This window comes from Mycolicibacterium fluoranthenivorans (assembly GCF_011758805.1).
Lineage (GTDB): Bacteria > Actinomycetota > Actinomycetes > Mycobacteriales > Mycobacteriaceae > Mycobacterium > Mycobacterium fluoranthenivorans.
Window position 1 is genome coordinate 3,060,215 of record NZ_JAANOW010000001.1, and the last position, 24,808, is coordinate 3,085,022.

At 67.3% G+C, this 24,808-nt stretch carries 19 protein-coding genes; 10 read left to right on the plus strand and 9 right to left on the minus strand.

From position 1 onward, the window contains the following. Positions 1-21: 21 nt before the first annotated feature. Both FHU31_RS14780 and FHU31_RS14785 read left to right on the plus strand, forming a co-directional pair. Positions 22-1,344: a UDP-glucose dehydrogenase family protein gene (locus tag FHU31_RS14780; protein ID WP_167159404.1), complete on the plus strand. Its 1,323-nt coding sequence runs from the start codon at positions 22-24 to the stop codon at positions 1,342-1,344. Positions 1,345-1,347: 3 nt separating this feature from the next. Beyond that, positions 1,348-2,265: a glycosyltransferase family 2 protein gene (locus FHU31_RS14785; RefSeq protein WP_167159405.1), complete on the plus strand. Its 918-nt coding sequence runs from the start codon at positions 1,348-1,350 to the stop codon at positions 2,263-2,265. Between the two features lie 12 nt (positions 2,266-2,277). On the opposite strand, the gene FHU31_RS14790 is transcribed toward FHU31_RS14785, so the two are convergent. Genes FHU31_RS14790 through FHU31_RS14800 form a run of 3 tightly spaced genes read right to left on the minus strand, consistent with a single transcriptional unit; the run spans position 2,278 to position 4,735 of the window. Beyond that, complete coding sequence (locus FHU31_RS14790; protein WP_167159407.1) at positions 2,278-3,072, minus strand: ABC-2 transporter permease; 795 nt, start codon at positions 3,070-3,072, stop codon at positions 2,278-2,280. Continuing rightward, the gene (locus tag FHU31_RS14795) at positions 3,069-3,806 is read right to left on the minus strand and encodes an ABC transporter permease (protein WP_263988076.1); all 738 of its coding nucleotides are present in this window, start codon (positions 3,804-3,806) and stop codon (positions 3,069-3,071) included. The genes FHU31_RS14790 and FHU31_RS14795 overlap by 4 nt, the downstream gene beginning before the upstream one ends. After that, on the minus strand, positions 3,803-4,735 hold the full coding sequence (locus FHU31_RS14800; RefSeq protein ID WP_167159409.1) for an efflux ABC transporter ATPase subunit, DrrA-related: 933 nt from the start codon (positions 4,733-4,735) through the stop codon (positions 3,803-3,805). Before FHU31_RS14800 ends, FHU31_RS14795 begins: the two co-directional genes overlap by 4 nt. Before the next feature lie 150 nt (positions 4,736-4,885). Here FHU31_RS14800 and dnaE point away from each other — a divergent pair, with 150 nt between their 5' ends. The 3 genes from dnaE (at position 4,886) to FHU31_RS14815 (ending at position 10,202) form a co-directional block, all read left to right on the plus strand. Further along, complete coding sequence (gene dnaE, locus FHU31_RS14805; protein ID WP_167159411.1) at positions 4,886-8,422, plus strand: DNA polymerase III subunit alpha; 3,537 nt, start codon at positions 4,886-4,888, stop codon at positions 8,420-8,422. 200 nt (positions 8,423-8,622) lie between these two features. After that, on the plus strand, positions 8,623-9,087 hold the full coding sequence (locus FHU31_RS14810) for a hypothetical protein (protein ID WP_263988075.1): 465 nt from the start codon (positions 8,623-8,625) through the stop codon (positions 9,085-9,087). Continuing rightward, positions 9,084-10,202: an HTTM domain-containing protein gene (locus FHU31_RS14815; RefSeq protein ID WP_167159415.1), complete on the plus strand. Its 1,119-nt coding sequence runs from the start codon at positions 9,084-9,086 to the stop codon at positions 10,200-10,202. Before FHU31_RS14810 ends, FHU31_RS14815 begins: the two co-directional genes overlap by 4 nt. On the opposite strand, the gene FHU31_RS14820 is transcribed toward FHU31_RS14815, so the two are convergent. Together FHU31_RS14820 and FHU31_RS14825 are read right to left on the minus strand one after the other, a co-directional pair. After that, positions 10,186-10,920: a hypothetical protein gene (locus tag FHU31_RS14820; RefSeq protein WP_234901197.1), complete on the minus strand. Its 735-nt coding sequence runs from the start codon at positions 10,918-10,920 to the stop codon at positions 10,186-10,188. The genes FHU31_RS14815 and FHU31_RS14820 overlap by 17 nt on opposite strands. Before the next feature lie 29 nt (positions 10,921-10,949). Further along, complete coding sequence (locus FHU31_RS14825) at positions 10,950-11,138, minus strand: hypothetical protein (protein WP_167159417.1); 189 nt, start codon at positions 11,136-11,138, stop codon at positions 10,950-10,952. Between the two features lie 147 nt (positions 11,139-11,285). Here FHU31_RS14825 and ilvA point away from each other — a divergent pair, with 147 nt between their 5' ends. Then, positions 11,286-12,572 carry a threonine ammonia-lyase IlvA gene (gene ilvA / locus FHU31_RS14830; protein ID WP_167159419.1) on the plus strand — a complete coding sequence of 429 codons (1,287 nt, stop codon included), beginning with the start codon at positions 11,286-11,288 and terminating at the stop codon, positions 12,570-12,572. Here the strand turns inward: ilvA and treZ are convergent. The 4 genes from treZ to FHU31_RS14850 are packed head-to-tail and all read right to left on the minus strand — an operon-like array spanning position 12,569 to position 20,853. Continuing rightward, positions 12,569-14,287, minus strand: a complete 1,719-nt coding sequence (treZ, locus tag FHU31_RS14835) for a malto-oligosyltrehalose trehalohydrolase (RefSeq protein WP_167159421.1) — start codon at positions 14,285-14,287, stop codon at positions 12,569-12,571. The two genes, ilvA and treZ, sit on opposite strands and share 4 nt — an antisense overlap. Then, positions 14,284-16,545, minus strand: coding sequence for a malto-oligosyltrehalose synthase (gene treY / locus FHU31_RS14840; protein WP_167159423.1), 2,262 nt, complete (start codon positions 16,543-16,545; stop codon positions 14,284-14,286). The genes treZ and treY overlap by 4 nt, the downstream gene beginning before the upstream one ends. Before the next feature lie 8 nt (positions 16,546-16,553). After that, positions 16,554-18,683: a glycogen debranching protein GlgX gene (glgX, locus tag FHU31_RS14845; RefSeq protein WP_167159425.1), complete on the minus strand. Its 2,130-nt coding sequence runs from the start codon at positions 18,681-18,683 to the stop codon at positions 16,554-16,556. Position 18,684: 1 nt separating this feature from the next. Continuing rightward, positions 18,685-20,853 (minus strand): acetyltransferase SucT, encoded by a 2,169-nt coding sequence (locus FHU31_RS14850; RefSeq protein WP_167159427.1) that lies wholly within the window; start codon positions 20,851-20,853, stop codon positions 18,685-18,687. 92 nt (positions 20,854-20,945) lie between these two features. Here FHU31_RS14850 and FHU31_RS14855 point away from each other — a divergent pair, with 92 nt between their 5' ends. The 4 genes from FHU31_RS14855 to FHU31_RS14870 all read left to right on the plus strand — a co-directional run bounded on the left by FHU31_RS14855 (position 20,946) and on the right by FHU31_RS14870 (position 24,665). Continuing rightward, positions 20,946-22,238 carry an adenosylmethionine--8-amino-7-oxononanoate transaminase gene (locus FHU31_RS14855; RefSeq protein WP_167159429.1) on the plus strand — a complete coding sequence of 431 codons (1,293 nt, stop codon included), beginning with the start codon at positions 20,946-20,948 and terminating at the stop codon, positions 22,236-22,238. An 84-nt stretch (positions 22,239-22,322) separates the two neighbouring features. Further along, entirely contained in the window at positions 22,323-23,468 is a 1,146-nt protein-coding gene (locus FHU31_RS14860) for an 8-amino-7-oxononanoate synthase (RefSeq protein ID WP_167159431.1), read from the plus strand. A gap of 7 nt (positions 23,469-23,475) precedes the next feature. Then, complete coding sequence (bioD, locus tag FHU31_RS14865) at positions 23,476-24,147, plus strand: dethiobiotin synthase (protein ID WP_167159433.1); 672 nt, start codon at positions 23,476-23,478, stop codon at positions 24,145-24,147. A 2-nt stretch (positions 24,148-24,149) separates the two neighbouring features. Beyond that, on the plus strand, positions 24,150-24,665 hold the full coding sequence (locus FHU31_RS14870; RefSeq protein WP_167159435.1) for a 2'-5' RNA ligase family protein: 516 nt from the start codon (positions 24,150-24,152) through the stop codon (positions 24,663-24,665). Positions 24,666-24,808: the final 143 nt, after the last annotated feature.

Sequence of the window (24,808 nt, forward strand, 5' to 3'; positions counted from 1 at the left end):
CTAGAGCCTGGAGTTCAGCAAATGAGAATGAGCGTGATTGGGACGGGCTACCTGGGCGCCGTTCACGCCGCGTGCATGGCGCAAATCGGACATGAGGTCGTCGCCTACGACACCGATGCGTCGAAGATTGCCGCGCTGGCGACCGGCACGTCGCCGTTCTACGAACCCGGATTCGACGAGCTGCTCACAGAGGTGCTCGGCACCGGCCGGCTGCGGTTCAGCCAATCGGTGCAGGAAGCGGTCTCGGGCGCTTCGGTGCACTTCGTCTGCGTCGGAACTCCTCAGCTGGCAGGCTCCGATGCGGCCAATATCGCCTACGTCGACAGCGCTTTCCGATCCGTCGCCGCCAGCGCCGACTGCGATGGCCTGATCATCGGCAAGTCGACCGTCCCGGTGGGCACGGCCCAGCGCCTTGCTGCCGAGGTGGCCGATGCGTCGTCGGCCCACCGCCTCGAAGTCGCGTGGAACCCGGAGTTCCTCCGGGAAGGGAAGGCGATCGAGGACACCCTGGCGCCGGATCGCCTGGTCTTCGGTGTCACGTCCGAATATGCGGAGAAGACCCTGCAGGAGGTGTACGCCTCCATCATCGAAGCGGGCACACCGCACCTGACCGCGGATCTTCCGACCTCGGAACTGGTGAAGGTGGCCGCCAATGCCTTTCTCGCCACCAAGATCTCGTTCATCAACGCGATGGCCGAGGTGTGCGAGATCGTCGACGCCGATGTGGTGATGCTCAGTCGCGCGCTCGGGTACGACGACCGGATCGGTAAACGATTCCTCAACGCGGGGTTGGGCTTCGGCGGCGGATGCCTGCCCAAGGACATTCGCGCATTCAGCGCCCGGGCCGGTGAGCTCGGCGCCTCGGACGCGCTGCGATTCCTGCACGAGGTCGACAAGATCAACCTGCGCCGCCGCGAGAAGGCCGTCTCGGTGGCGCGCGCGGTCGTCGGTGGGGAGTTCCTCGGTAAGAGCATCGCCGTGCTGGGTGCCGCGTTCAAGCCGAACAGCGATGACGTCCGCGATTCGCCGGCGCTGAACGTGGCGGCCGCGATGCACCTCAAGGGCGCCGACGTGCGCGTCCACGACCCGAAGGCCATCGCGAACGCCAAGGCGCGGTTCCCGACGCTGGGCTACTTCGACAGCGCCGAGGACGCTTGCCGTCACGCGGATCTGATCGTGCTGGCAACCGAGTGGGACGAGTACTGCAATATCGATCCCGTCTCGTTCCGGTCGGTGGTCAAAGAACCGCGCCTGCTCGACACGCGGAACGCGATCGACCGCGAGTACTGGTCCAGCGCCGGGTGGCAGGTGTACTCGCTCGGCCGCGGCGGGTTGAACGGCTGATCCATGTCGGGGCAGACCATCGAGGTGATCATCCCGGTCCGGGATATGGCCGACCATCTACCCAAGCTGCTTCGGCCGCTGCTCGACCAGCTCACCGAAGGTGATCGGGTCACCGTCGTCAACGACGCCTCGACCGATGACACCGAGGCGGTGGCGCGGTCGCTGGGTGCCCACGTCGTGACGGTGACCGACAGTCGCGGCCCGTACTACGCACGGCAGCTCGCCGCGAGCAGATCGGTCGCCGACATCCTGCTGTTCATCGACGGGCGCTGCCGGCCGCTGCCCGGTCTGCTCGATGCGCACCGCGACCTCCAGAGCCGGCCGGGAGTCGTGTTGTCGTGCACCAACGTGCGCACCGTATCCGGGCCTACGCTGGCCGCCCGCATGGCGGCCAAAATGCAGCCGTTCATGCTTCCTCGCGGTGGCGGTGCGATGAAAGCGACCATCGGGATGGTGCCGCCCAAACCCGACTACTACCCGACCGCCAATCTCGGTATCGACAGGATCGCGTTCACGAAGGTGGGCGGGTTCAGGGCGATGCGCGGCGGTGGCGACCTCGATATCTGCTGGCGGATCCAGGAACAGCCGCTGGGCACGATAGCGACCGACACCAGGGTGCTGATGGAGTGGGAACCCCGCGCCGCGATGCGGGATCTGGGCAGCCAGTGGAAGCGCTACGGACACAGCAACGCCTACCTGCGTTGGGTGCACCACAACGAACGCGGGCAGCAGGGCGAGCATCCGGCGCCGCAGCACTCGGCGGCTGAGGCGTGGACGACGCTGCGCGCGGAATTGCGGCGGCCGTTCGGCGAGCTCGCGGCCAACGCGGTGGTCGGCCTGGCGTTCCAGTACGGCTTCGTCTCGGCGTGGCTGAAACGCTCGGAGTTCGAGATGCCGGCCACCTTCGAGGTGACGCCCTGACGGCGGTTCAGCTCAGCCGTTGACTTTGCCGCCCTCGACCGCGGCTTTGTAACCGCGCACGGTGGCAGGCACGAACAGTGCCCCGATCACCACGGCCCACAGCACGGTGAACAGCATCGGCTGCCATACGTTGCCGCCGGAGGACAGCGCGCGCATCGCCGCGGCCGCCGGCGCCACCGGCTGATACTGCGCCAGGGGGCGCAGCAGTGCCGGAAGCCGGTCGAGCGGAATGATCGTCGCGAAGGCCAGGCCCGTGCACAGTGTCTGCGTCCAGGTGAGGATGACCCGGCCCTGCGGCCGCAGGGCCAGCGTGATGACGATGGTGGCGAAGACGACCACGACGATGACCGGGACCAACAGGTAGGCGATCAATCCCAGCCAGCCGCCGGAGAACCGGAAGCCCATCACGTATCCGGTGGCCACCACGACCGCCGATCCGGCGAACGTGCGCACCGCCTCGGCCAGCAGCGCGCCGGTCAACGGCGCCGTCCGGTGCACCGGCATGATCCACAGCCGGGTCAGCAGACCGCTGTCCCGGTCGTAGGGCACCACCAGTCCGGCGCCGATGGCGCCGGACATCGCACCGGCCAGCGTGCACACCGGGATCAGGACGTCCAGCCCGCTGTTGCCGGTGAGGCGGACCATCGACTTGCCGACCAGTGCCCCGTAGATGATGAGCAGCAGGGTGGGGAACAGCAGCGCCTGCAGCGGCACCATCGGGTAGCGGCGCCACTGGATGAAGAGCCGACCGGCGAAGACCCAACTCTCCGTGAGCAGGGAATGCCGGTGCGCTGAATCGGAAGTCATGATGTTCGCCCCTGAAGTCGCACGGCGATGGGCCCGAAGACGACCAGGAGGCCGATGCACCAGGCCAGGCTGGTGGCGAGATTGCCGGTCGTGACGTGACCGCTGGTGAAGCCGCGCAGGGTCTCGGTGATCTGCGAGATCGGCTGGTACCGCACGAAAGTCTGCAGCCACGACGGGAAGGCGTCGACCGGTGCGAGCCCGGTCGACAGCATCACCAAGAGCAACTGCGGGACCAGCAACAGCTGGCTGGCCACCTCGGTGCGGCCGGCCTTGCTGCCGGTCGCGTCCGCGCCCAGGGACAGCGCCAGGGTCAGCGTCAACGACATCAACACAAAGGCTGCGGCGTAACCGAATCCGCTGTTCAGCCGAAACCCGAACAGATATGCGCCCAGGAGCGCGGCGGTCAGCGCCAGCACCCCGCGGATGAGGCAGTAGGCCATCCGGGCCAACAACGGCGCATAGGGCGAGATGGGCAGCGTGCGCATGCGGGAGCTGAGTCCGCTGGCCTTCTCCGAGGCGGCCCGGTCGGTGGTGGTGAGCGCACCGAACAGCATCGCCTGCACGACCACCGCGGGCAGGATGTACTGCGCGTAGCTCATCTGGCCGGTGGCGATGACATCACGGAGCAGAAATGTCAGGCCGATCAGCCCGGACATCGGCACCAGAACGGCGAAGACGAGATCCATCCGGCTCTTCCCGAGGATGCGGGCCGTCAGGAGTGCGAACGGCGTCACTTCGAGGTGACCGGGGAGGTGAGGTGCAGGAACACCTCGTCGAGGGAGGGCCGGCGCAGGGAGATGTCGATGAGCTCGACGCCGATCTCGTCCATCCGCCGGAACACCTCGGTCAGCGTGGCCACACCCTTGGGCGCCGGGACCGCCACCGTGGTCGCATCGGTGTCGACCTCGACCTCGTCGAAGTCGGCGAGTGCCGTGGCGATCCGCGACAGGTCGTCGGGATTGAGCGGGGTCATCTCGCAGTAGCTGGAACCGGTCTGGCGCTTGAGCTCGTCGGAGGTGCCGCTGGCGACGATCTGTCCGGCGTTGAGGATGACGATGGAGTCGCTGAGGATATCGGCCTCTTCGAGGTACTGGGTGGTCAGCAGGACGGTGATGTCCTGCGCCTTCATCGAGGCCACCAGATTCCACACATCGCGCCGGCTCCGGGGGTCGAGGCCGGTGGTCGGCTCGTCGAGAAAGAGCACCTTGGGCAGGATCACGAGTGACACGGCGATGTCGATGCGCCGCCGCATACCTCCGGAGTATCCGCTGACCTGACGGTCGGCCGCATGGCCCATGTCGAACTGGGTGATGAGCTCTTCGGCCCGGGCGCGGGCCTCGGCGCGGCGCAGGCCGCGCAGACGCCCGAACAAGATCAGGTTCTCCCGCCCGGTCAGCCGCGGATCGAGGGCGGCGTCCTGACCGGTGACACCGATGCTGCGGCGCACCTGGGTGGGCTCGGTGGCCACGTCGTAGCCCGCGACGATGGCCCGGCCCGAACTCGGCTTGAGCAAGGTGGAGAGGATCTTGACGGTGGTCGTCTTGCCGGCGCCATTGTGGCCCAGCAACGCGCACACGGACCCGGTGGGGACTGAAAAGCTCACGTCGCGCAGGGCGGGAACGCCACCGCCGAAAGTCTTGGCGACATTACTGAGCTCGATCACGGAGTCATACGATACAGCGGACCCGCGGTCCGCGAGTTCCGTGCCTGTGGGCCGAGCCGGGGCCCGGGAATCGGGTGAACCGACACCCGCGAAGACACGGAAGCCGACACGCCGAGAAGTGTCGGTCGGCACCAATAGACTGGCGTCCCTATGAGCTCATCCTTCGTGCACCTGCACAACCACACCGAATACTCGATGCTCGACGGTGCGGCGAAGGTCAAACCGATGATCGCCGAGGCGCAGCGCCTCGAGATGCCCGCGATCGGGATGACCGACCACGGAAACATGTTCGGTGCCAGTGAGTTCTACAACAAGGCCACCGATGCGGGTATCAAGCCGATCATCGGCATCGAGGCGTACATCGCTCCCGGGTCCCGGTTCAACACCAAGCGCATCACCTGGGGCGACCCGGGACAGAAGGGTGACGACGTCTCGGGTAGCGGTTCCTACACCCATATGACGATGGTCGCCGAGAATGCGACCGGGCTGCGCAACCTGTTCAAGCTGTCGTCGTTGGCCTCCTTCGAGGGGCAGCTCGGCAAGTGGTCGCGGATGGACGCCGAACTGATCGCCGAGAATGCCGAGGGCATCATCGCGACGACGGGGTGCCCGTCCGGCGAGGTGCAGACCCGGCTGCGGCTCGGACACCAGAAAGAGGCGGTCGAGGCGGCGGCCAAGTGGCAGGACATCTTCGGCAAGGACAACTTCTTCCTGGAGTTGATGGACCACGGCATCGAGATCGAGCGCCGGGTCCGCGAAGGGCTGCTCGAGATCGGCCGCAAGCTGGGTATCCCGCCGCTGGCCACCAACGACTGCCACTACGTGACGCGCGAGGCCTCTCACAACCACGAGGCCCTGCTGTGCATCCAGACCGGCAAGACGCTCTCGGATCCGGCCCGATTCAAGTTCGACGGCGACGGTTACTACCTGAAATCTGCCGCCGATATGCGGGCGTTATGGGACCCGCAGGTTCCGGGGGCCTGTGATTCCACCTTGCTCATCGCCGAGCGGGTGCAGCCCTACGCCGATGTGTGGACCCCCCGCGACCGCATGCCGGTGTTCCCGGTGCCGGAAGGTCACGACCAGGCCAGCTGGCTGCGCCACGAGGTCCTGGCCGGTCTGAACCGCAGGTTCCCCGACGGCGTGCCGCCGGAGTACCTCGAGCGGGCCGACTACGAGATCAAGGTCATCTGCGACAAGGGCTTCCCGTCCTACTTCCTGATCGTGGCCGACCTCATCAGCTACGCCCAGTCGGTCAACATCCGGGTCGGGCCGGGCCGTGGTTCGGCGGCCGGGTCGCTGGTGGCCTACGCCATGGGCATCACCAATATCGACCCGATACCGCACGGTCTGCTGTTCGAGCGCTTCCTGAACCCGGAACGCCCGTCGGCCCCCGATATCGATATCGACTTCGACGACCGTCGCCGCGGTGAGATGGTGCGCTACGCCTCGGAGCGGTGGGGCAGCGACCGGGTGGCCCAGGTCATCACCTTCGGCACCATCAAAACGAAAGCGGCGCTGAAGGACTCGGCTCGTGTGCACTACGGCCAGCCCGGTTTCGCGATCGCCGACCGGATCACCAAGGCGCTACCCCCGCCGATCATGGCCAAGGACATCTCCGTGGCCGGGATCACCGATCCCACCCACGAGCGCTACAAAGAGGCCGCCGAGGTCCGCGCCCTGATCGACACCGATCCGGACGTCCGCACCATCTACGAGACGGCGCGCGGACTGGAAGGGCTGGTCCGCAACGCCGGCGTGCACGCCTGTGCCGTCGTCATGAGTTCCGAGCCGCTCGTCGACGCCATCCCGATGTGGAAGCGGGCGCAGGACGGCGCGATCATCACCGGCTGGGACTACCCCTCGTGTGAGGCCATCGGCCTGCTGAAGATGGACTTCCTGGGGCTGCGCAACCTCACCGTCATCGGTGATGCCCTGGAGAACATCAAGGCCAACCGCGGGATCGATCTGGACATGGATCACCTTCCGCTCGATGATCCGGCCACCTACGAATTGCTTTCCCGCGGAGACACTCTGGGTGTGTTCCAGCTCGACGGCGGACCCATGCGGGACCTGCTGCGCCGGATGCAGCCCACCGGGTTCAACGATATCGTCGCCGTGCTGGCGCTCTACCGGCCCGGCCCGATGGGCATGAATGCGCACAACGACTACGCCGACCGTAAGAACGGCCGTCAGCCGATCAAACCCATCCACCCCGAATTGGAGGAACCGCTCAAGGAGATCCTGGCCGAGACCTACGGCCTGATCGTCTACCAGGAGCAGATCATGTTCATCGCCCAGAAGGTGGCCTCGTACACCATGGGCAAGGCCGACGCGCTGCGTAAGGCCATGGGCAAGAAGAAGCTTGAGGTGCTCGAGGCCGAGTACAAGGGCTTCAAGGAGGGGATGACGGCCAACGGCTTCTCCGAGGCCGCGGTGAAGGCGTTGTGGGACACCATCCTTCCCTTCGCCGGCTACGCGTTCAACAAGTCGCACGCCGCGGGCTACGGGCTGGTGTCGTTCTGGACGGCCTACCTGAAGGCGAATTTCCAGGCCGAGTACATGGCGGGCCTGCTGACCTCCGTAGGCGATGACAAGGACAAGGCCGCGGTATACCTGTCGGATTGCCGCCGTCTCGGGATCACGGTGCTACCACCGGATGTCAACGAATCGGTGCACAACTTCGCCTCGGTCGGCCAGGACATCCGCTACGGCCTCGGTGGTGTGCGCAACGTCGGTGGCAACGTGGTGCAGTCGATCATCAACGGGCGCAAGGAGAAGGGGAAGTACACCGACTTCTCCGACTACCTGAACAAGATCGACATCACCGCGTGCAACAAGAAGGTGACGGAATCCCTGATCAAGGCGGGGGCGTTCGACTCGCTCGGCCATCCGCGCAAGGGCCTGTTCCTGGTACATGCCGACGCCGTGGACTCGGTGCTGGGCACCAAGAAGGCCGAGGCCATCGGCCAGTTCGATCTGTTCGGCGGCGGCGACGCCGACACCGGCATCGAGTCGGTGTTCGCCATCCCGGTGCCCGACGGCGAGTGGGAGGACAAACACAAGCTCGCCCTGGAACGGGAGATGCTGGGTCTCTACGTGTCCGGTCATCCGCTCGACGGGGTGGCGCATCTGCTGAGTGCCCAGGTCGACACCCAGATCCCGGCGATCCTGGAAGGCGATATCGCCAACGACACCCAGGTGCGCATCGGTGGCATCCTGGCTTCGGTCAACCGACGGGTGAACAAGAACGGATTGCCCTGGGCCTCGGCGCAATTGGAGGATCTCACCGGCGGTATCGAGGTGCTGTTCTTCCCGCAGACCTATTCGGCGTTCGGTGCCGATATCGCTGACGACGCCGTGGTGCTGGTCGGAGCCAAGGTGGCCATTCGCGATGACCGGATCTCGCTGATCGCCAATGACCTTGTGGTGCCGGACTTCTCGAATGCGCAGGCCGATCGGCCGCTGGCGCTCAGCTTGCCCACCCGGCAGTGCACGGTGGACAAGGTCACTGCGCTCAAGCAGGTGCTGGCCCGCCATCCCGGTGTGGCACAGGTTCATCTGCGTTTGATCAGTGGGGAACGCATCACCACCCTGGAGCTGGACCAGTCGCTGCGGGTGACCCCGTCCTCGGCCTTGATGGGCGATCTGAAGGCCCTGCTCGGCCCGGGCTGCCTGGGCGGCTGACGACGGCCCCCGTGGGGAGCCGGTCTTTGCGGTGCGAAAAATTAGGCGCCGTAATATTTGCTGCCGCAAGCAATATGCACATATTGCCGTGGTGTCGGTGGGCTGCTAAGTTCACTCGCGATAGCTGGTGTCACTGACTGGGGAGTCAGGGGCGGCATGCGCCTATCGGCACGGGGGGAGCTGCAATGTCCGTACGCACCGTGCGCATCATCTTCGTTGTCACCGTGCTGTGGGTTGTGGTGCTGCAGTACGTCCTGTTTGCCCTCTGGCGGGGGGAGATATATCCCGCGTTGGCTTTGCCCGGCTTTCCGGCGAAATGCCCGGGGTGTCCGCTCGAAACCGGGGAGCCGACCGGCAAAGAACCGACACTGCGGGTCCTGTTCGCGGACGGGCACACCCAAGAGGTTCCGGTGCAGAATCTCATGCCGCCCGGACCGAAGGTGCGCCTCATGGTCGTCTTCTCCGCGTTCGAGGATGATTCGCTGCGAAAGGATCCGAACGCGGTGAACTGGTTCCGGTCGAGAATTGCCGACCTGTTCCCCGGCGAACCGGCGGTCGGCGCGGATATCGTGTGGCGCAAGGCAACCTATAAAGCGGCCGACGCCTCGAAAACCGAATATCAACCGCTGCACACGACGCGGATCGTGTTCGGGCCCTCGGCATGAGAATCGCCGAGAGATTCGATCGATGGGTCGAGACCGGTCCGTTCACCTCGGCAGACCTGGGCATCTATCGCATCGTCTATGCCCTGTGCGCGTTGTTCACCGCACCCGATATCACCTGGCTGGGCCGGCAGCCGGACTTCCTGTTCCACGCACCGCCCGGCCCACTGCGTCTCCTTTCCGGATTTCCCTCACCCACCGCGCTTCTCGCCCTGGAAGTGCTCCGTACGGTGGCGCTGATCCTGCTGGGGCTGGGTCTGTGGACGAAGTTCGCCTCGATCTTCACGTGGCTGATGCTCTCCCTCACGTATGGCTTGATCTACTGCATGGGCAATATCGACCACAACATCTTGGTGGTCATCGTCCCGCTGGTGCTGGCCTTCGCCCATTGGGGAGATCGTTTTTCCCTCGATGCCCTGCGGTGTCGTAGAGAGCCTCTGCCGCAACGGCAATGGCCGCTACGGCTACTGGCGATCCTGGTCGGGTGGGCCTGGTTCGTGGCCGCCGCCACCAAACTCCTGACGGGGTGGCTGTCCTGGTCGAGCGAAGCGGCGCGGGGCTATTTCGTGATCAAATACCTGACCGTCGGCCGGCAGGTCGGGTTGGCGGACTGGGTCGCCGGCCACGATTCGCGTGTCGCGTGGGAACTTCTCGACTGGGTGACGGTGATCTTCGAGTTCTCGATCCTGCTTGCGGTGCCGTGGTGGCGCGCGTTTCGCATCACCCTGGCCATCGCGACGATCTTTCATCTGAGCGTCCTGCTGATCATGAACATCGATTTCAATGCCGCCGTGGTGGCCTACGGCGCCTTCGTGTCGTGGACCGCGGTGGCACGCAGGACGGGGGCGGCCCGGCTGTTCGCCGCGGCGCGGGCGGGGGAGCCGGGCCGCGTGCTGGGTTCCGGCCGGCGCGCTTACCCGGTACTCGTCCTGGCCGGGGTCACCGTCGGTGCCGTGGCGTGGTTTCTCATGGTCGATCCGGTGGGCAGCATCTCGACCGGACTCATCGCCGGCACCGTGGTCATCGTGCTCGGAGCGGTGATCGGGACGTCCTATCTGGCGATCGAGGTGAAATCGATCCTCGGCATCGGTTCGCGCGAATTCACTTCAGCACGTTGACCGCGCGGGCGATGACCAGGGCGATGGTGGACATCGCGACCGAGGCCTGCACGGTCATCATCAACTTGGCCCAGCGCGCCAGCGGCATGGTGTCGGTGGGGGAGAAGGCCACCACGTTGGTGAAGCTGACGTACATATAGTCGACGAAGGTCGGGCGCCAGTCGGGTTTGGCCTTGTCGGGATCCGTCATCTGCGGGAACAGGAAATCCGGGTAGGGCTGCTCGACGGCGTGCCGGGCGAACGGCCCACCGCGGTCGAGTTCCCAGTACCACAACGCGAAGGCCAGGATGTTGGTGACGAAGATGGCTCCGCCACTGCCCAGCAGGACGGCCGCGTCGTTGCTCACGTCGCCCCGCAGGATCCAGTAGTCCAGCATCACGGCGGACGCGGTGTTGTCGACGGTGATGGCGGCGGTCAGGGCAAGACTGCCCCAGCGGGCGGCGGTGGTGCGCCGGGACAGCCGCAGCGGGTTGATCGCCACCAGGAGGACCACCAGCATCAGTTCCATGGCCAGCAGCGGCCACCGCGGCACCACGGTGTAGCGGTCGGGCACGGCGCGCTGCAGCGCGACGGCCAGCAGGATTGCCACGAGCACGGGCAGCCGGCTCTCCGGCTCACCGGGGCGCAGCCACGACGGCACATGATGTTCGGCGCCCGAGGCGATACGCTCCGCCCGCTTGACGAACGCTTCGGCCGGCGTCTGCGGTGTCGGTTCCATCGGATCAGTGTGGCGGCTGATCCTGGTGATCAGTGCGTAACGGCGCCGAGCAGGATCCAGGTGAACGCGGCGACGGCCGCCGCGGTCAGCACTGCGGCAGCCGCGCTCGCCGAGACCGCGCCGACGACCACCAGTGCCAGCACGCCCAGCAGCAGTGCGATCAGCTTGTACGTGGGCCAGGGCACCCCGGCGATACGTACTTCGGGTGGTGCGGCCATAAGGCAACGATAGCTCGCAACCCAGAGTTCGGACAACCGAAACCTTGGATCGGGGCCTCGTGTCGCCTACCGTCCTGGCGCGAGCCTGCGCAAACCGGTCCCGATGGGTGATTTCCGCTGTCCGAGCTGCAGTGGCACCATGAAGCGGTGTCTGCCGAACTGAGCCAGGATTCCCGTCGAACGCCGCTGACCGTGTCAGCGGCGGACATCGATGACGCGGCTCAGCGAATTTCCGGAGTGGTCACCAAGAGCCCACTGCAATTCAGTGATCGGCTGTCGGCCATCACCGGCGCGCAGGTGTACCTCAAGCGCGAGGATCTGCAGGCCGTGCGGTCCTACAAGCTGCGCGGTGCCTACAACCTGCTGATGCAACTCTCGCCGGAGGAACTGGCGGCCGGCGTGGTGTGTTCCTCGGCCGGTAATCATGCCCAGGGGTTCGCCCTGGCCTGCCGGTCCATGGGCGTACACGGCCGGGTGTACGTGCCGGCCAAGACGCCCAAACAGAAGCGCGACCGGATCCGCTACCACGGCGGCGAGTACATCGACTTGATCGTCGGCGGCAAGACCTACGACCTGGCCGCGGCGGCCGCGATCGACGATGTGGCCCGCACCGGTGCCACCCTCGTCCCGCCGTATGACGACCCGCGCACCATCGCCGGGCAGGGCACCATCGCCGCGGAGATCCTGGAACAGCTGCCCGCCGAACCCGACCTGGTCATCGTGCCGGTCGGCGGTGGCGGCTGCATCTCCGGGATCACCACCTACCTGTCCGAGCGCACCACCAATTCGGCGGTGCTCGGTGTGGAACCCGCCGGCGCGGCCTCGATGATGGCGGCGCTGGCGGCGGGTGAACCGGTGACGCTCGAGCATGTGGACCAGTTCGTCGACGGTGCGGCCGTGGCGCGCGCCGGTACCCATACCTATGCCGCGTTGGCCGCGGCGGGGGACATGGTGTCGATCACCTCGGTGGACGAGGGCGCGGTGTGTACCGCGATGCTGGATCTCTATCAGAACGAGGGCATCATCGCCGAGCCGGCGGGGGCCCTGTCGGTCGCGGCGCTGCTTGAGTCGGGCATCGAGCCGGGGTCGACGGTGGTGTGCATCATCTCCGGCGGCAACAACGACGTGTCCCGTTATGGCGAGGTCCTGGAGCGTTCGCTGGTGCATCTGGGCCTGAAGCACTACTTCCTGGTCGACTTCCCGCAGGAACCCGGTGCGCTGCGCAACTTCCTCGACGGCGTCCTCGGCCCCAACGACGACATCACGTTGTTCGAGTACGTCAAGCGCAACAACCGGGAGACGGGCGAGGCGCTGGTGGGCATCGAGATGGGGTCGGCCACCGATCTCGACGGCCTGCTGCTGCGAATGCGCGAATCAGACTGCCACATCGAGCGTCTGGAGCCCGGTTCGCCGACCTACCGCTACCTGACCTAGTCGGTGCTGCGCAGCACCGCGAACGACTGTCCCGGCAGGCGGGTGCCGGAGCCGTCCGGGGCGGGGGTGTCGGATGCCAGCACCGTGGTCCCGGCCACCGGAACCGTCACCGCGTCGGTGCCGAGGTTGCAGGCCACCGCCAGCGCGCCGCGGTACATGACGATCCAGCGGGCATCCTCGTCGTAGTCGACGCGCAGATGGGTCAGCCACGGGTCGGCGAAGTCGGGTTCGTGGTGCCGCAAGGCGATCAGGCCGCGGTAGAGCTCCAGCAGGCGGGCGTGCTCGCCGGTGGTCAGCTCGTCCCAGTTCAGCTTGGACCGCTCGAAGGTGGCCGGGTCCTGGGGGTCGGGGATCTCGTCGGCATCCCACCCGTGCGCGGCGAACTCGGCCTTGCGGCCCTCGGCGGTGGCCCGGCCCAACTCGGGCTCCGGGTGTGAGCTGAAGAACTGGAACGGGCTCGACGATCCCCATTCCTCACCCATGAACAGCATCGCCGTGTAGGGCGAGCCAAGTGCCAGAGCGGCTTTCACCGCGAGCTGGCCGAAGGTCAGATTCTGCGACGGCCGGTCCCCGACGGCCCGGTTGCCCACCTGGTCATGGGTGAGGGTGTAGGCCAGCAGCCGGGTGGCAGGGATCGCGGTGATATCCAGCGGCCGGCCGTGCCGACGATGCCGGAACGACGAGTAGGTGCCGGCGTGGAAGTAGCCGTGCGTCAGGGTCTGGGCCAGGGTCTGCAGGGAGCCGAAATCGCGGTAGTAGCCTTGCCGTTCACCCGAGACCGCGGTGTGGATGGCGTGGTGGATATCGTCGTCCCACTGCGCGGTCATCCCGAGCCCGCCCCGGTCGCGGGGGGTGATCAGCCGCGGATCGTTGCGGTCGCTCTCGGCGATCAGCGACAGCGGGCGGCCCAGTTCTGTTGCCAGCGCCTCGGTTTCGCCGGCCAGCTCTTCCAGGATGTGGATCGCGGTGGTGTCCACCAGTGCGTGCACCGCGTCCAGCCGCAGGCCGTCCGCACCGAAGACACGCATCCAGCGCAGCGCGCAGTCCAGGATGTAGCGGCGCACCTCGTCGGCGTCGGCGTCGGCGATGTTGATCGATTCGCCCCACGGGTTGCTGCCCGTCGACAGGTAGGGCCCGAACCGCGGCAGGTAGTTGCCGGAGGGTCCGAGATGGTTGAACACGGCGTCGATCAGCACGCCGAGGCCGCGGGCGTGGCAGGCATCCACGAAGCGCAGCAGTCCATCCGGCCCGCCGTAGGGTTCGTGCACGGCGTACCACAGCACACCGTCGTAACCCCAGCCGTGCGTGCCGCCGAAAGCGTTGACCGGCATCACCTCGACGAAGTCGACGCCGAGCCGGACCAGATGGTCCAGCTTCTCGATGGCCGCGTCGAACGTGCCCGCGGGGGTGAACGTGCCCAGATGCAGTTCGTAGATCACGGCACCTTCGACGGACCGTCCGGCCCACGGGGCCGGAGCGGCCTGCGGTTCCCACAGGGCCGACGGCGCATGCACGCCGTCGGGTTGGCGTGCCGAACGCGGATCCGGCAGCACCGTCTCGTCGTCGTCGAGGACGAAACCGTACCGGCTTGTGGGCCGGGCCGGCACGTCCGCACGCCACCAGCCGTCCGCACCGCGGGTCATCGGGTGCACTACCCCGTCGACATCGAGGCGGACCAGTTCGGGGCGTGGCGCCCACACGGCGAAGGCGGTCATGCGGCCCGCTCCAGCAGTGACACCGGCAGTTCGCCGAACAGTTCGGCCGCCGGCACCGTGCCGGTGAACGTCCGGCCACCGATCCGGTCGGTCCAGGTCCCCGGCGGAAGCGTGAGAGTGGTCTCACCCCAACCGGTTTCGCCCAGCCGGAGGGTCCACCTGGTCACCGCCACCAGGACATCGTCACCGCGCAGGTAGGCCACCACGTGATCGGCGGCCGTTCCCTGCGCCTGGAGCGGATGGTGGCCACCGGCCAGGAAGGTGTCCGGTTTGTCGCGGCGCAGCCGCAACGCGGCGTGCACCACCCGGATCTTGGGATCGCTCCCATCGGCCAGTGCGGCCCGGCGGGCTTCGTAATCGACGGGGCGCCGGTTGTCCGGGTCGACGAGGCTGTCATCGGGCAGTTCGGTGCCCTGGTAGACATCGGGGATACCGGGCACCGTCAGGGCCAGCAGCTTCTGACCGATCGCGTCGCTGATTCCGTGTGGGCCCAGCTGCCCGACCAGCGCGGTCAACTCGGTGGCGACGGGGCCGTCGATGATCGAGTCCAGCCAGGCGTGCACCGCCGATTCGAACTCGTCGTCGGGGTCGTTCCACGTGGTGTGCGTGCCTGCCTCGCGGATCGCCTTCTCGGCGTAGGCGTGCAGCCGGGTGCGCAGCGCGTCGGTGACGTCTCCGTCGGCCGGCCACACCCCGAAGATGTTCTGCCACAGGAATGCCGCGGTCTGCTCATCGGGTGCGAGCACCACGTGCGACCACCGCCGGATCCGCTCGGACCACACCTCGGCCGCCTGGGACAGCACCCCGATGCGGGCCCTGACGTCCTCGCTGCGCTTGGTGTCGTGCGTGGAGGTGGTGACCATGGCACGCGGCCACAGCCGGGCCCGGGTGGCGGACCGCAGATGGAATTCGGCTGCGCTCACTCCGAAGTCCTCGGGCTCACCACCGACCTCGTTCAGCGATACCAAGCGGGCGTCCCGGTAGAACAGGCAGTCCTCGACGGCTTTTGCGGTGACGGCGCCACACAGCTGCTGGATCCGTTTGTCCGCCTCGGCGCCTGCCGCCAGGGCTGCGGCGATGATCTGCAGCGGCTCCGCGAGTTCGGTTCGGGTGGCGGCGGTTTCGGCGATCGCGACCGGACCGACCGCGGCTAGGCTCGGATAGTCGAACCGGTACACCCCGATGTGGGTGAGCAGCGCGGTGATCGCCTCGGCCAGCAGCGGGTGATCGCTGCCCACCTCGGCGACGATCACCCGGCGCAGCCGGGCCAGTTCGCTGGCCAGGGTGGTGGTGGCCGCCGACGTCTTGAGCAGTCGGGTCTGTGCGGCGTTGTCGGCCGCGTACAGCGCGGTCAGTGCCGGTTCGCCCGTGGGATCGATGAACACCCCACCCACCTCGCGCAGGGCGTCGTACCCGGTGCCCCCGTCGACCGGCAGCGCGGTGTCCAGGGGTTCGTCGGGCGCGAGGATCTTCTCGATGACGATCCACGCCCGTGGGCCGACCAGCTCGCGCAGCCGCACCAGATAGCCGGCCGGGTCGGTGAGGCCGTCCGGATGGTCGATGCGCAGCCCGTCGACCAGCTCATCGGCGAACCAGCGCCGCACCTCGGCATGCGAGGCGGCGAACACCTGCGCATCTTCCTGCCGCAACCCGGCCAGTGAGGTGATCGAGAAGAACCGTCGGTAGCCGCAGAGGTTGTTGCGCCAGCCGATCAGCTTGTAGTGCTGCCGCGCATACACTTCGGCGGGGCTGCCCTCGGCGGTGCCCGGCGCGATCGGCCACACCCGGTCGCCCAGTCGCAGTAGCCCGCCGTCGATCTGCAGGCCGTCGACATCGTCATCGGAGCCCAGCACTGGCAGCACGACGCGGCCATCGGCCAGGTCCCAGTCGATGTCGAAGTAGGATGCGAACGCCGACTTCCGGCCGTGCGTCAGTACATCCCACCACCACGGATTGTCCCGCGGCGACTCCACCCCGACGTGGTTGGGCACGATATCGACGACGAGGCCGAGCCCACGCGCCCGGGCCGCCGCCGAAAGTCGTTGCAGGCCTTCGGCTCCGCCCAGCTCAGCCGACACCGTGGTCGGGTCGGTGACATCATAGCCGTGCGTCGAACCGGCGTTGGCGGTCAGGATGGGGGACAGGTACAGGTGTGACACCCCGAGCTCGGCCAGGTAGTCCAGCAGGTTCTCGGCGTCGGCGAAGGTGAACGAATCGCCGCGCAGCTGAAGGCGATACGTCGAAAGGACGGCTGCCACGGGCCCGCTCAGCTCGTCTTCTGCAGTACCAGTAGGGACCGCGGCCGGAGCGAGATCTTCTCACCCGCCGCCGCGACGAGATCGTTGTGACCGCCGGGATCGGCGGTGTCCAGCGCGGTGGTCCACTGTTCGGCATATCCCTCGGCGGGCAGCACGAAGTCGAGCTCCTCGTCGTGGGCGTTGAAGCACAACAGGAATGAGTCGTCGGTGACGCGTTCGCCGCGGGAGTTCGGTTCGGGGATGGCGTCGCCGTTGAGGAACACCGCGATGCTCTTGCCGAAGCCCGAACCCCAGTCCTCCGGCGTCATCTCGGTACCGGCCGGCGTCAGCCAGGCGATATCGCGCTCCTGCTCGGCGGTGCGGATCGGCGTCCCGTCGAAGAATCGGCGCCGGCGGAACACCGGGTGGTTCTTACGCAGTGCGACCACCTTGCGGGTGAAGTTGAGCAGGTCGGCGTTGGTCTCACACATCGACCAGTCGATCCAGGCGATCTCGGAGTCCTGGCAGTACGCGTTGTTGTTACCGCCCTGGGTGCGGCCGATCTCATCGCCGTGACTGATCATCGGCGTGCCCTGGGACAACATCAGGGTGCCCAGGATGTTGCGCATCTGCCGGTGCCGCAGGTCGAGGATCTCGGGGTCGTCGGTGGGACCTTCCACACCGCAGTTCCACGACCGGTTGTGGCTCTCGCCGTCGCGGTTGTCCTCGCCGTTGGCGTCGTTGTGCTTCTCGTTGTAGGACACCAGGTCGTTCAGCGTGAAGCCGTCATGACACGTGACGAAGTTGATACTCGCACTCGGGCGGCGGCCGGTCGCCTCGTAGAGATCCGAGGAACCGGTCAGCCGAGAGGCGAACTCACCGAGGGTTGCGGGCTCGCCCCGCCAGTAATCGCGCACAGTGTCCCGGTATTTCCCGTTCCACTCGGTCCACAAACCTGGGAAGTTCCCGACCTGGTAGCCGCCCTCGCCGATATCCCATGGTTCGGCGATCAGCTTGACCTGACTGATCACCGGGTCCTGCTGGACCAGGTCGAAGAACGCGCTCAATCGGTCGACGTCGTAGAACTCGCGGGCCAGCGTGGACGCCAGATCGAACCGGAAGCCGTCCACGTGCATGTCCAGCACCCAGTACCGCAGGGAATCCATGATGAGCTGCAGGGTGTGCGGGTGCCGGGCGTTGAGGCTGTTCCCGGTACCCGTGAAATCCTTGTAGAACTGCGGCTGTCCGTCGAGCAGGCGGTAGTACGCCGCGTTGTCGATACCGCGGAAATTGATGGTCGGACCGAGGTGGTTGCCTTCGGCGGTGTGGTTGTAGACGACATCGAGGATGACCTCGATGCCGGCGTCGTGGAATGACCGCACCATCGCCTTGAACTCGGCCACGGCGCCGCCGGCGTGTTGGTTGGCGGCGTACTGGTAGTGCGGCGCCAGGAAACCGAAAGTGTTGTAACCCCAGTAGTTTCGCAGTCCGAGGTCGAGCAGCCGGTGATCGTGCAGGAACTGGTGCACGGGCATGAGCTCGATGGCGGTGACGTTCAGCGATTTGAGGTGGTCGATGATCACCGGGTGGGCCAGGCCGGCGTAGGTGCCGCGCTGCTCCTCGGGGATGCCCGGATGCAACTCGGTCATGCCCTTCACGTGGGCCTCGTAGATGACGGTCTCGTGGTAGGGCGTGTGGGGTGCGCGGTCGGATCCCCAGTTGAAGAACGGGTTGATCACCACGCTGGTCATGGTGTGGCCCAGCGAGTCGACTCCCGGCGGGTGCCCGGGGATCTCCGGGTCCTCGGCGTCCAGGTCATAGGAGAACAACGCCTGGCTGAAATCGAAGTCGCCGTGAAATGACTTGCCGTAGGGGTCGAGCAGCAGCTTGCTCGGATCGCAGCGGTGCCCGGACGCCGGGTCCCACGGCCCGTGCACCCGGAATCCGTATCGCTGGCCCGGGGTGACGGTGGGCAGATACGCGTGCCACACGTATCCGTCGACCTCGTCGAGCGTGATGCGTTCCTCGCTGCCGTCCTTGGCGATCAGGCAGAGTTCCACCTTCTCGGCGACTTCGGAGAACAGCGAGAAGTTGGTGCCCGCACCGTCGTACGTTGCTCCGAGGGGGTAGGCGGTTCCCGGCCACACTGCGTTGACCATGTCACCACCAACCGGTCGCGGCGGCCATCTGACGCCCCAGCTCGTTGGTCATGGTGCGCATATAGGTCGTCGATATGTGGTGAGAGTCGTGGTACATCAACACATTTCCCTCCACAACTCGGCAGATGTCTGGTCGGCACACCGCGTCACTCATGTCGAGTGGTTTGAGGTTCGGAAACTCCTGGACGAAATCGAGGGTCGGGTTGTGGTCGGACAGTACCTCAGAGCGCTTCATGCCGCACGAGATGGAATCGCCGCCGTCGGCGAGGCAATCCGCGGCGAAATAGGGCTTTCCGTCACGCACCAGCCACGGTGTGTCGCGCATCGCGAGCACGTTGATCCCGGCGTCGGCGAAGGCCTTCCAGATGCCGATATAAAAGCCCGGCATCACGTCACCGTCCTTGATGTTCCACGGTCGCGTCGAGGTGGTGAACACATAGTCGGGATGGTCGGCGAGCAGCTTGGGCATCACCTTCTCGTTCCACTCCCGGCAGTTCGGGTACGCCCGGTTGTCGCCCATGACAAGAGGATGCTCCTCTGTGGTCAACGGGCAACCCATCTTGAGATAGGTGACGATCTTGAAGTGGTGGATCCGGCCGAGCAGATCGAGCGCGGTGATCCAATGTTCGGCATGTGAGCCCCCCGCCAGGGCGATGGTCCGCGACGCATCCTTGTCGCCGTAGGTGCAGTTGAGAATGTCGACACTGTCGAAATCGCTGATACAGCCGTCATCGGTGGTTTCGGGCAGGTCGTTCTTGGCTTCCAGCACGGTGGGGCGCATCGGCAACTTGGGCACTTTGGCGTTGTTGATCAGCGCCCGCGCGCCGGGATAGTCGCGCGACGAGAGCCCGGAAAGCTCCTTACCGTTGGCCCGCTGCACGGTGACGTGCTCGCGCCAGGTGAACGACGTCGCCGTCAGCGTTACCCCGAGCAGGGTCACCACCGAGCCCAGCGCGATGGTCGGCCGGCGCAGCCGGGTCCGCCAGGACAGGGCGATCACCGGGGCCGTGCGCGCCGCGGGAGCGCGGTAGCGCAGGGGTGTCTCCACATACCGCGTCGTCAGCCAGGCCAGCACGCCGGAGATCAGCAGCACGACGGACCCGTCGAGCAGACCGGCATGTGACCCTCCGCTGTAGGCCAGCCAGAAGATCAACAGTGGCCAATGCCACAGATACAGCGCGTACGCCATCGAGCCCAGCGAGACGAAGGGCTTGGTGGACAGCAGCCGGTTGGGTGCGGGCAGCGGTGCGTCGCCGCGGTTGGCCGCCGAGAGGATGAACAGCACGGTGGCGCCGACGGGGACCAGCGCCCACGGACCGGGGAACTCGCGCACCCCGTCGATGAGAGCGCCGCAGCCCACGATCGCGGCCAGCGCGAGGGTGGCGATCGCGGTGCGCAGCCACATCGGCCAGCGCACCCGCGGCACCAGCGCGCCGGCCAGCACACCTGCGGTCATCTCCCAACCGCGGGCGAAGCTGTTGTAGTACGCCGTGGCCTGATCGGCGTTGTGCGCGATGATCGCGTACACGAACGACGCGATGGTGAGTGCCCCGATGAGCACGATGAACGCCGTTCTCAGGTGCCGGCCCATGCGGTTGCGGAACAGATACGCGAACCCGAAAACCAGCACCAGGAACGTGAGGTAGAACTGGCCCTGGACCGACATCGACCAGATGTGCTGCAGCGGGCTGACGGCCTCGCCGGCCCGAAGGTAGTTCGACGCCGAGTCGGCCAGCTCCCAGTTCTGGTAGTAGCCCAGGCTCGCCAGGCTCTGGTCGGCAAACGTCTCCCAGCGCGTCTCGGGCTGCACCAGGATGGTGAGCACTGCGGCCGCCGCGAGCACCACGACCAGGGCCGGGAGCAGTCGCCGCACCAGTCGGATGACTTCGGGCGCCGGCCGCAACGAGGCACCCGGGCGCAGGGCGGTACGCAGCAGGCGGCCGCCGAAGAAGAACCCCGACAGAGCCAGGAAAACGTCGACACCACCGGAAACACGGCCGAACCAGACATGGAACACGGCGACCAGGGCGATGGCGACCCCACGCAGCCCGTCCAGGTCGTGCCGATAGAAACCCGATGTGCGGGTGCCCATTTCGGCGCGTTTGGGAGCACCGGATGTGGAACCGACATGGGAAACGGAATCAGGCCGGTGGATGGCGGGGGTCTTCATGGTCGGTGACTTAATCTACCTAAGAACCCTGCAGAGCTCAGGTCGCGGGCGCCGAGTCACAGTCGCTGAGCAAAGCGATAGTGTCGGATCTCATGCCCGCGTTGACACCGTCCGAGATCAGCGCAATCGATACCGCACATGTGTGGCACCCCTACAGCACCATCGGCGCCGGGGCGCCGGCACCGGTGGTCGCCCTGGCCGCCAAGGGCGCCTGGCTGACGCTGGTACACGACGGGAAGCCCGTCCAGGCGCTGGACGCGATGAGTTCCTGGTGGACGGCGGTGCACGGGCACGGCCACCCGGTGCTCGATGCGGCCATCACGGACCAGCTGGCCACGATGAACCACGTGATGTTCGGCGGGTTGACCCACGAGCCCGCGGCCCGGCTGGCTCAGCTGCTGGTCGACATCACCCCGGCCGGGCTGGAGACGGTGTTCTTCAGCGATTCCGGGTCGGTCGCGGTGGAGGTGGCCGCCAAGATGGCGCTGCAGTACTGGCGCAGTCTGGGCCGGCCCGCCAAACACCGGCTGATGACGTGGCGGGGCGGCTATCACGGCGACACCTTCACACCCATGAGCGTGTGCGACCCGGAGGGCGGCATGCACGACCTGTGGACCGATGTGCTCACACCGCAGGTCTTCGCCCCGCGGGTGCCCACCGAATACGACGTCGCCTACAGCGCCGCCTTCGAGGCGCAACTGGCCGAACACGCCGATGAACTGGCGGCGGTGATCGTCGAGCCGGTGGTGCAGGGCGCCGGCGGCATGCGCTTTCACGACCCGCGGTACCTGACCGACTTGCGTGCGGCGTGCGATCGGCACGGTGTGCTGCTGATCTTCGATGAGATCGCCACCGGTTTCGGGCGGACCGGCGCCTTGTTCGCCGCCGACCACGTCGGCGTCACACCCGACATCATGTGTGTCGGTAAAGCGCTGACCGGGGGATACGTCACACTGGCCGCCACCCTGTGCACATCGGCGCTGGCGCGGACCATCAGCTCCGGTGAACCGGGCGCGTTGATGCACGGTCCGACGTTCATGGCCAACGCCCTGGCCTGTGCGGTCTCGGTGGCCTCGGTCGAGCTGCTGCTGGGCGGTGACTGGCAGGCCCGGGTGGCGGAGATCGAGACCGGATTGCGCAGCGGTCTGGAGCCGGCACGGGAGCTGGCCGGGGTCGCCGATGTCCGGGTGCTCGGTGCGATCGGCGTCATCGAGATGGTCGACCCCGTCGACATGGCGGTGGCGACCGAGACGGCGCTACGCCATGGGGTGTGGCTGCGTCCGTTCGGCCGGCTCGTCTACGCCATGCCACCGTTCATCTGCACGCCCGCCGAGGTCGCCCAGATCGGTTCGGCGATGGTGGCCGTCGCGCATGCATTAACCTGAACGGTGTTCAATTGTCGGCCTCGCCGACGGTGTTTCAATTGTCGGCCTCGCCGACGGTGTTCAAGTCTTGAAGGGATACCGCCCGTGACACGCACCGGACTCTCACCGCTGGCCTGGTTGGCCGACGTGGAACAGCAGCGCCGCGAGGCCGGTCTGCGGCGGGTGTTGCGGGTGCGACAGCCGGTCGGCGCCGAACTGGACCTGGCCTCCAACGACTACCTCGGGCTGTCGCAGCACCCCGCCGTCCTCGACGGTGGGGTCGAGGCCCTGCGCACCTGGGGTGCCGGTGCGGGCGGATCGCGTCTGGTCACCGGCAACACCGAACTGCACGAGGAGTTCGAGGCGGAGCTGGCCCGGTTCACCGGCGCGGAATCGGCGCTGGTGTTCTCGTCCGGCTACACCGCCAACCTCGGCGCGCTGGTGGCGCTGTCCGGCCCCGGGTCGCTGATCGTCTCCGATGCGCTGTCCCACGCCTCGCTCGTGGACGCCTGCCGGCTGTCGCGGGCCCGGGTGACGGTCGCCCCGCACTGCGATGTCGCCGCCGTGGAGCGGGCCCTCGCCGACCGCGCGGAGGACCGCGCCGTGGTGGTCACCGAGTCGGTGTTCTCCACCGACGGCGCGCTGGCCCCGCTCCGTGAACTGCATGACGTCTGCCGCAGGCATGGCGCGTTGCTGCTGGTCGACGAGGCGCACGGCATCGGTGTGCGCGGTACCGGCGGACAGGGTCTGCTGTACGAGACGGGCCTGGCCGGTGCCCCCGATGTGGTCATGACGACGACGCTGTCCAAGGCTCTCGGTGCGCAGGGCGGGGTGGTCCTCGGACCGGAGGCGGTGCGCGGGCACCTGATCGACGCGGCTCGTCCGTTCATCTTCGATACCGGGCTGGCGCCGGCAGCGGTGGGCGCGGCGCTGGCCGCCCTGCGGGTGCTCATCGCCGAGCCGTATCGCGCCGCCACGGTGCTGCGCCGCGCCGCCGAACTCACCCGGATCTGCGAGGTGCCCGAGGAGCCCACCTCCGCGGTGGTGTCGGTCATCCTCGGCGAACCCGACGTGGCGGTGGCGGCTGCGGCGGCCTGCCTGGACCGCGGCGTACGGGTGGGCTGTTTCCGCCCCCCGTCGGTGCCCGCGGGCACGTCCCGGCTGCGGCTGACCGCCCGGGCCTCGCTCACCGATGACGAGATGGACCTCGCGCGCGCCGTGCTCACCGAGGTCCTGGCTTCGGCTCGATGAGAACCCGGTGAGCGTGCTGCTGGTGACCGGCACCGATACCGGTGTCGGCAAGACGGTGACCACCGCCGCACTCGCGGCAGCCGCCCGGCTGGCCGTCATCGACGTCGCGGTGTGCAAGCCGGTACAGACCGGCACGATCGAGGGGGACGATGACCTCGGCGAGGTGCGCCGGCTGTCCGGGGTCACGCAGTTGCACGGCGGGTGGCGTTATCCCGAGCCGCTGGCCCCGGTCGCCGCGGCGCGCCGGGCGGGTATGGACTTGCCGACCCGGGCCCAGCTGGTGGCGTCGGTGCGGGCCGCGGATCGGCCCGGGCGGCTCACCCTCGTCGAGGGCGCGGGTGGGTTGTTAGTCGACCTCGGCGCCGACGGTGTGACGCTACGCGAGTTGGCCGTCGATCTGGGCGCCCCGGTGCTGCTTGTCGTCGCGCCGGGTCTGGGCACCCTCAACCACACCGCACTCACCCTGGAATCGCTTGCCGCTCATGATGTTCCGTGTGCGGGCCTGGTGATCGGCTCGTGGCCGCACGACCCCGGCGTCGCCGAATCGGGGAATCGGGAAGCGCTGGCGGCTCTCGCGCCGGTGCGCGCCGAGCTACCCGCGGGGGCCGCCACCGCCGGCGATTTCGAGAAGATCAGCGCGGCGGCGTTCGATGCGGACTGGCTTGCGAGTCTGGTCTAGCGATGGCCCATTCGGTCGAGTTGCTGCTGGATCCCGAGACCGACGCTGCGATCCGCGGTATCTGGGAGGCCCTGGCCGAGAACGGGATCCGCAGCCAGGCCGGGCATCGCGGGGCGAGTAACCGCCCGCATGTGACGATGACGGTGTCGGCCGGGATCACCGGAGACGTCGACTCCGAGTTGTCGACAGCGGCAGCGGCGCTGCCGCTGTCCTGCCGGATCGGTGCCCCGGTGCTGTTCGGGCGTGGACCGTTCACCCTGGCGCGGCTGGTCGTGCCGTGCGTGGAGCTGCTCGAGCTGCATGCCGATATCTACCGGATCTGCCTGCCGTACATGCCTTCCGGTGCGTTCGCACACGCGGCGCCGGGTCATTGGACGCCACATGTCACGCTGGCCAGGCGCGTCGACGCCGCGCAACTGGACCGCGCGATGCCGGCGGCGGGCGCGGATGTCGACGGGGCATTGGTGCGTCTCAGACGCTGGGACGGGGACGCCAGGAGTGAGTACCCGATCGGCTGACGGCTAGGGCTGCGGCTCGGTGAGCCGTCCCGACACGATCGCGTTCAACGCCGCGATACGCCCCAGGTAGGCGTGCCGGCGGGGACGAACCAGCCACGCGCGGTGCGGGCTTCGGCGGGACAGCCCGAGGTGACGGTGACCGC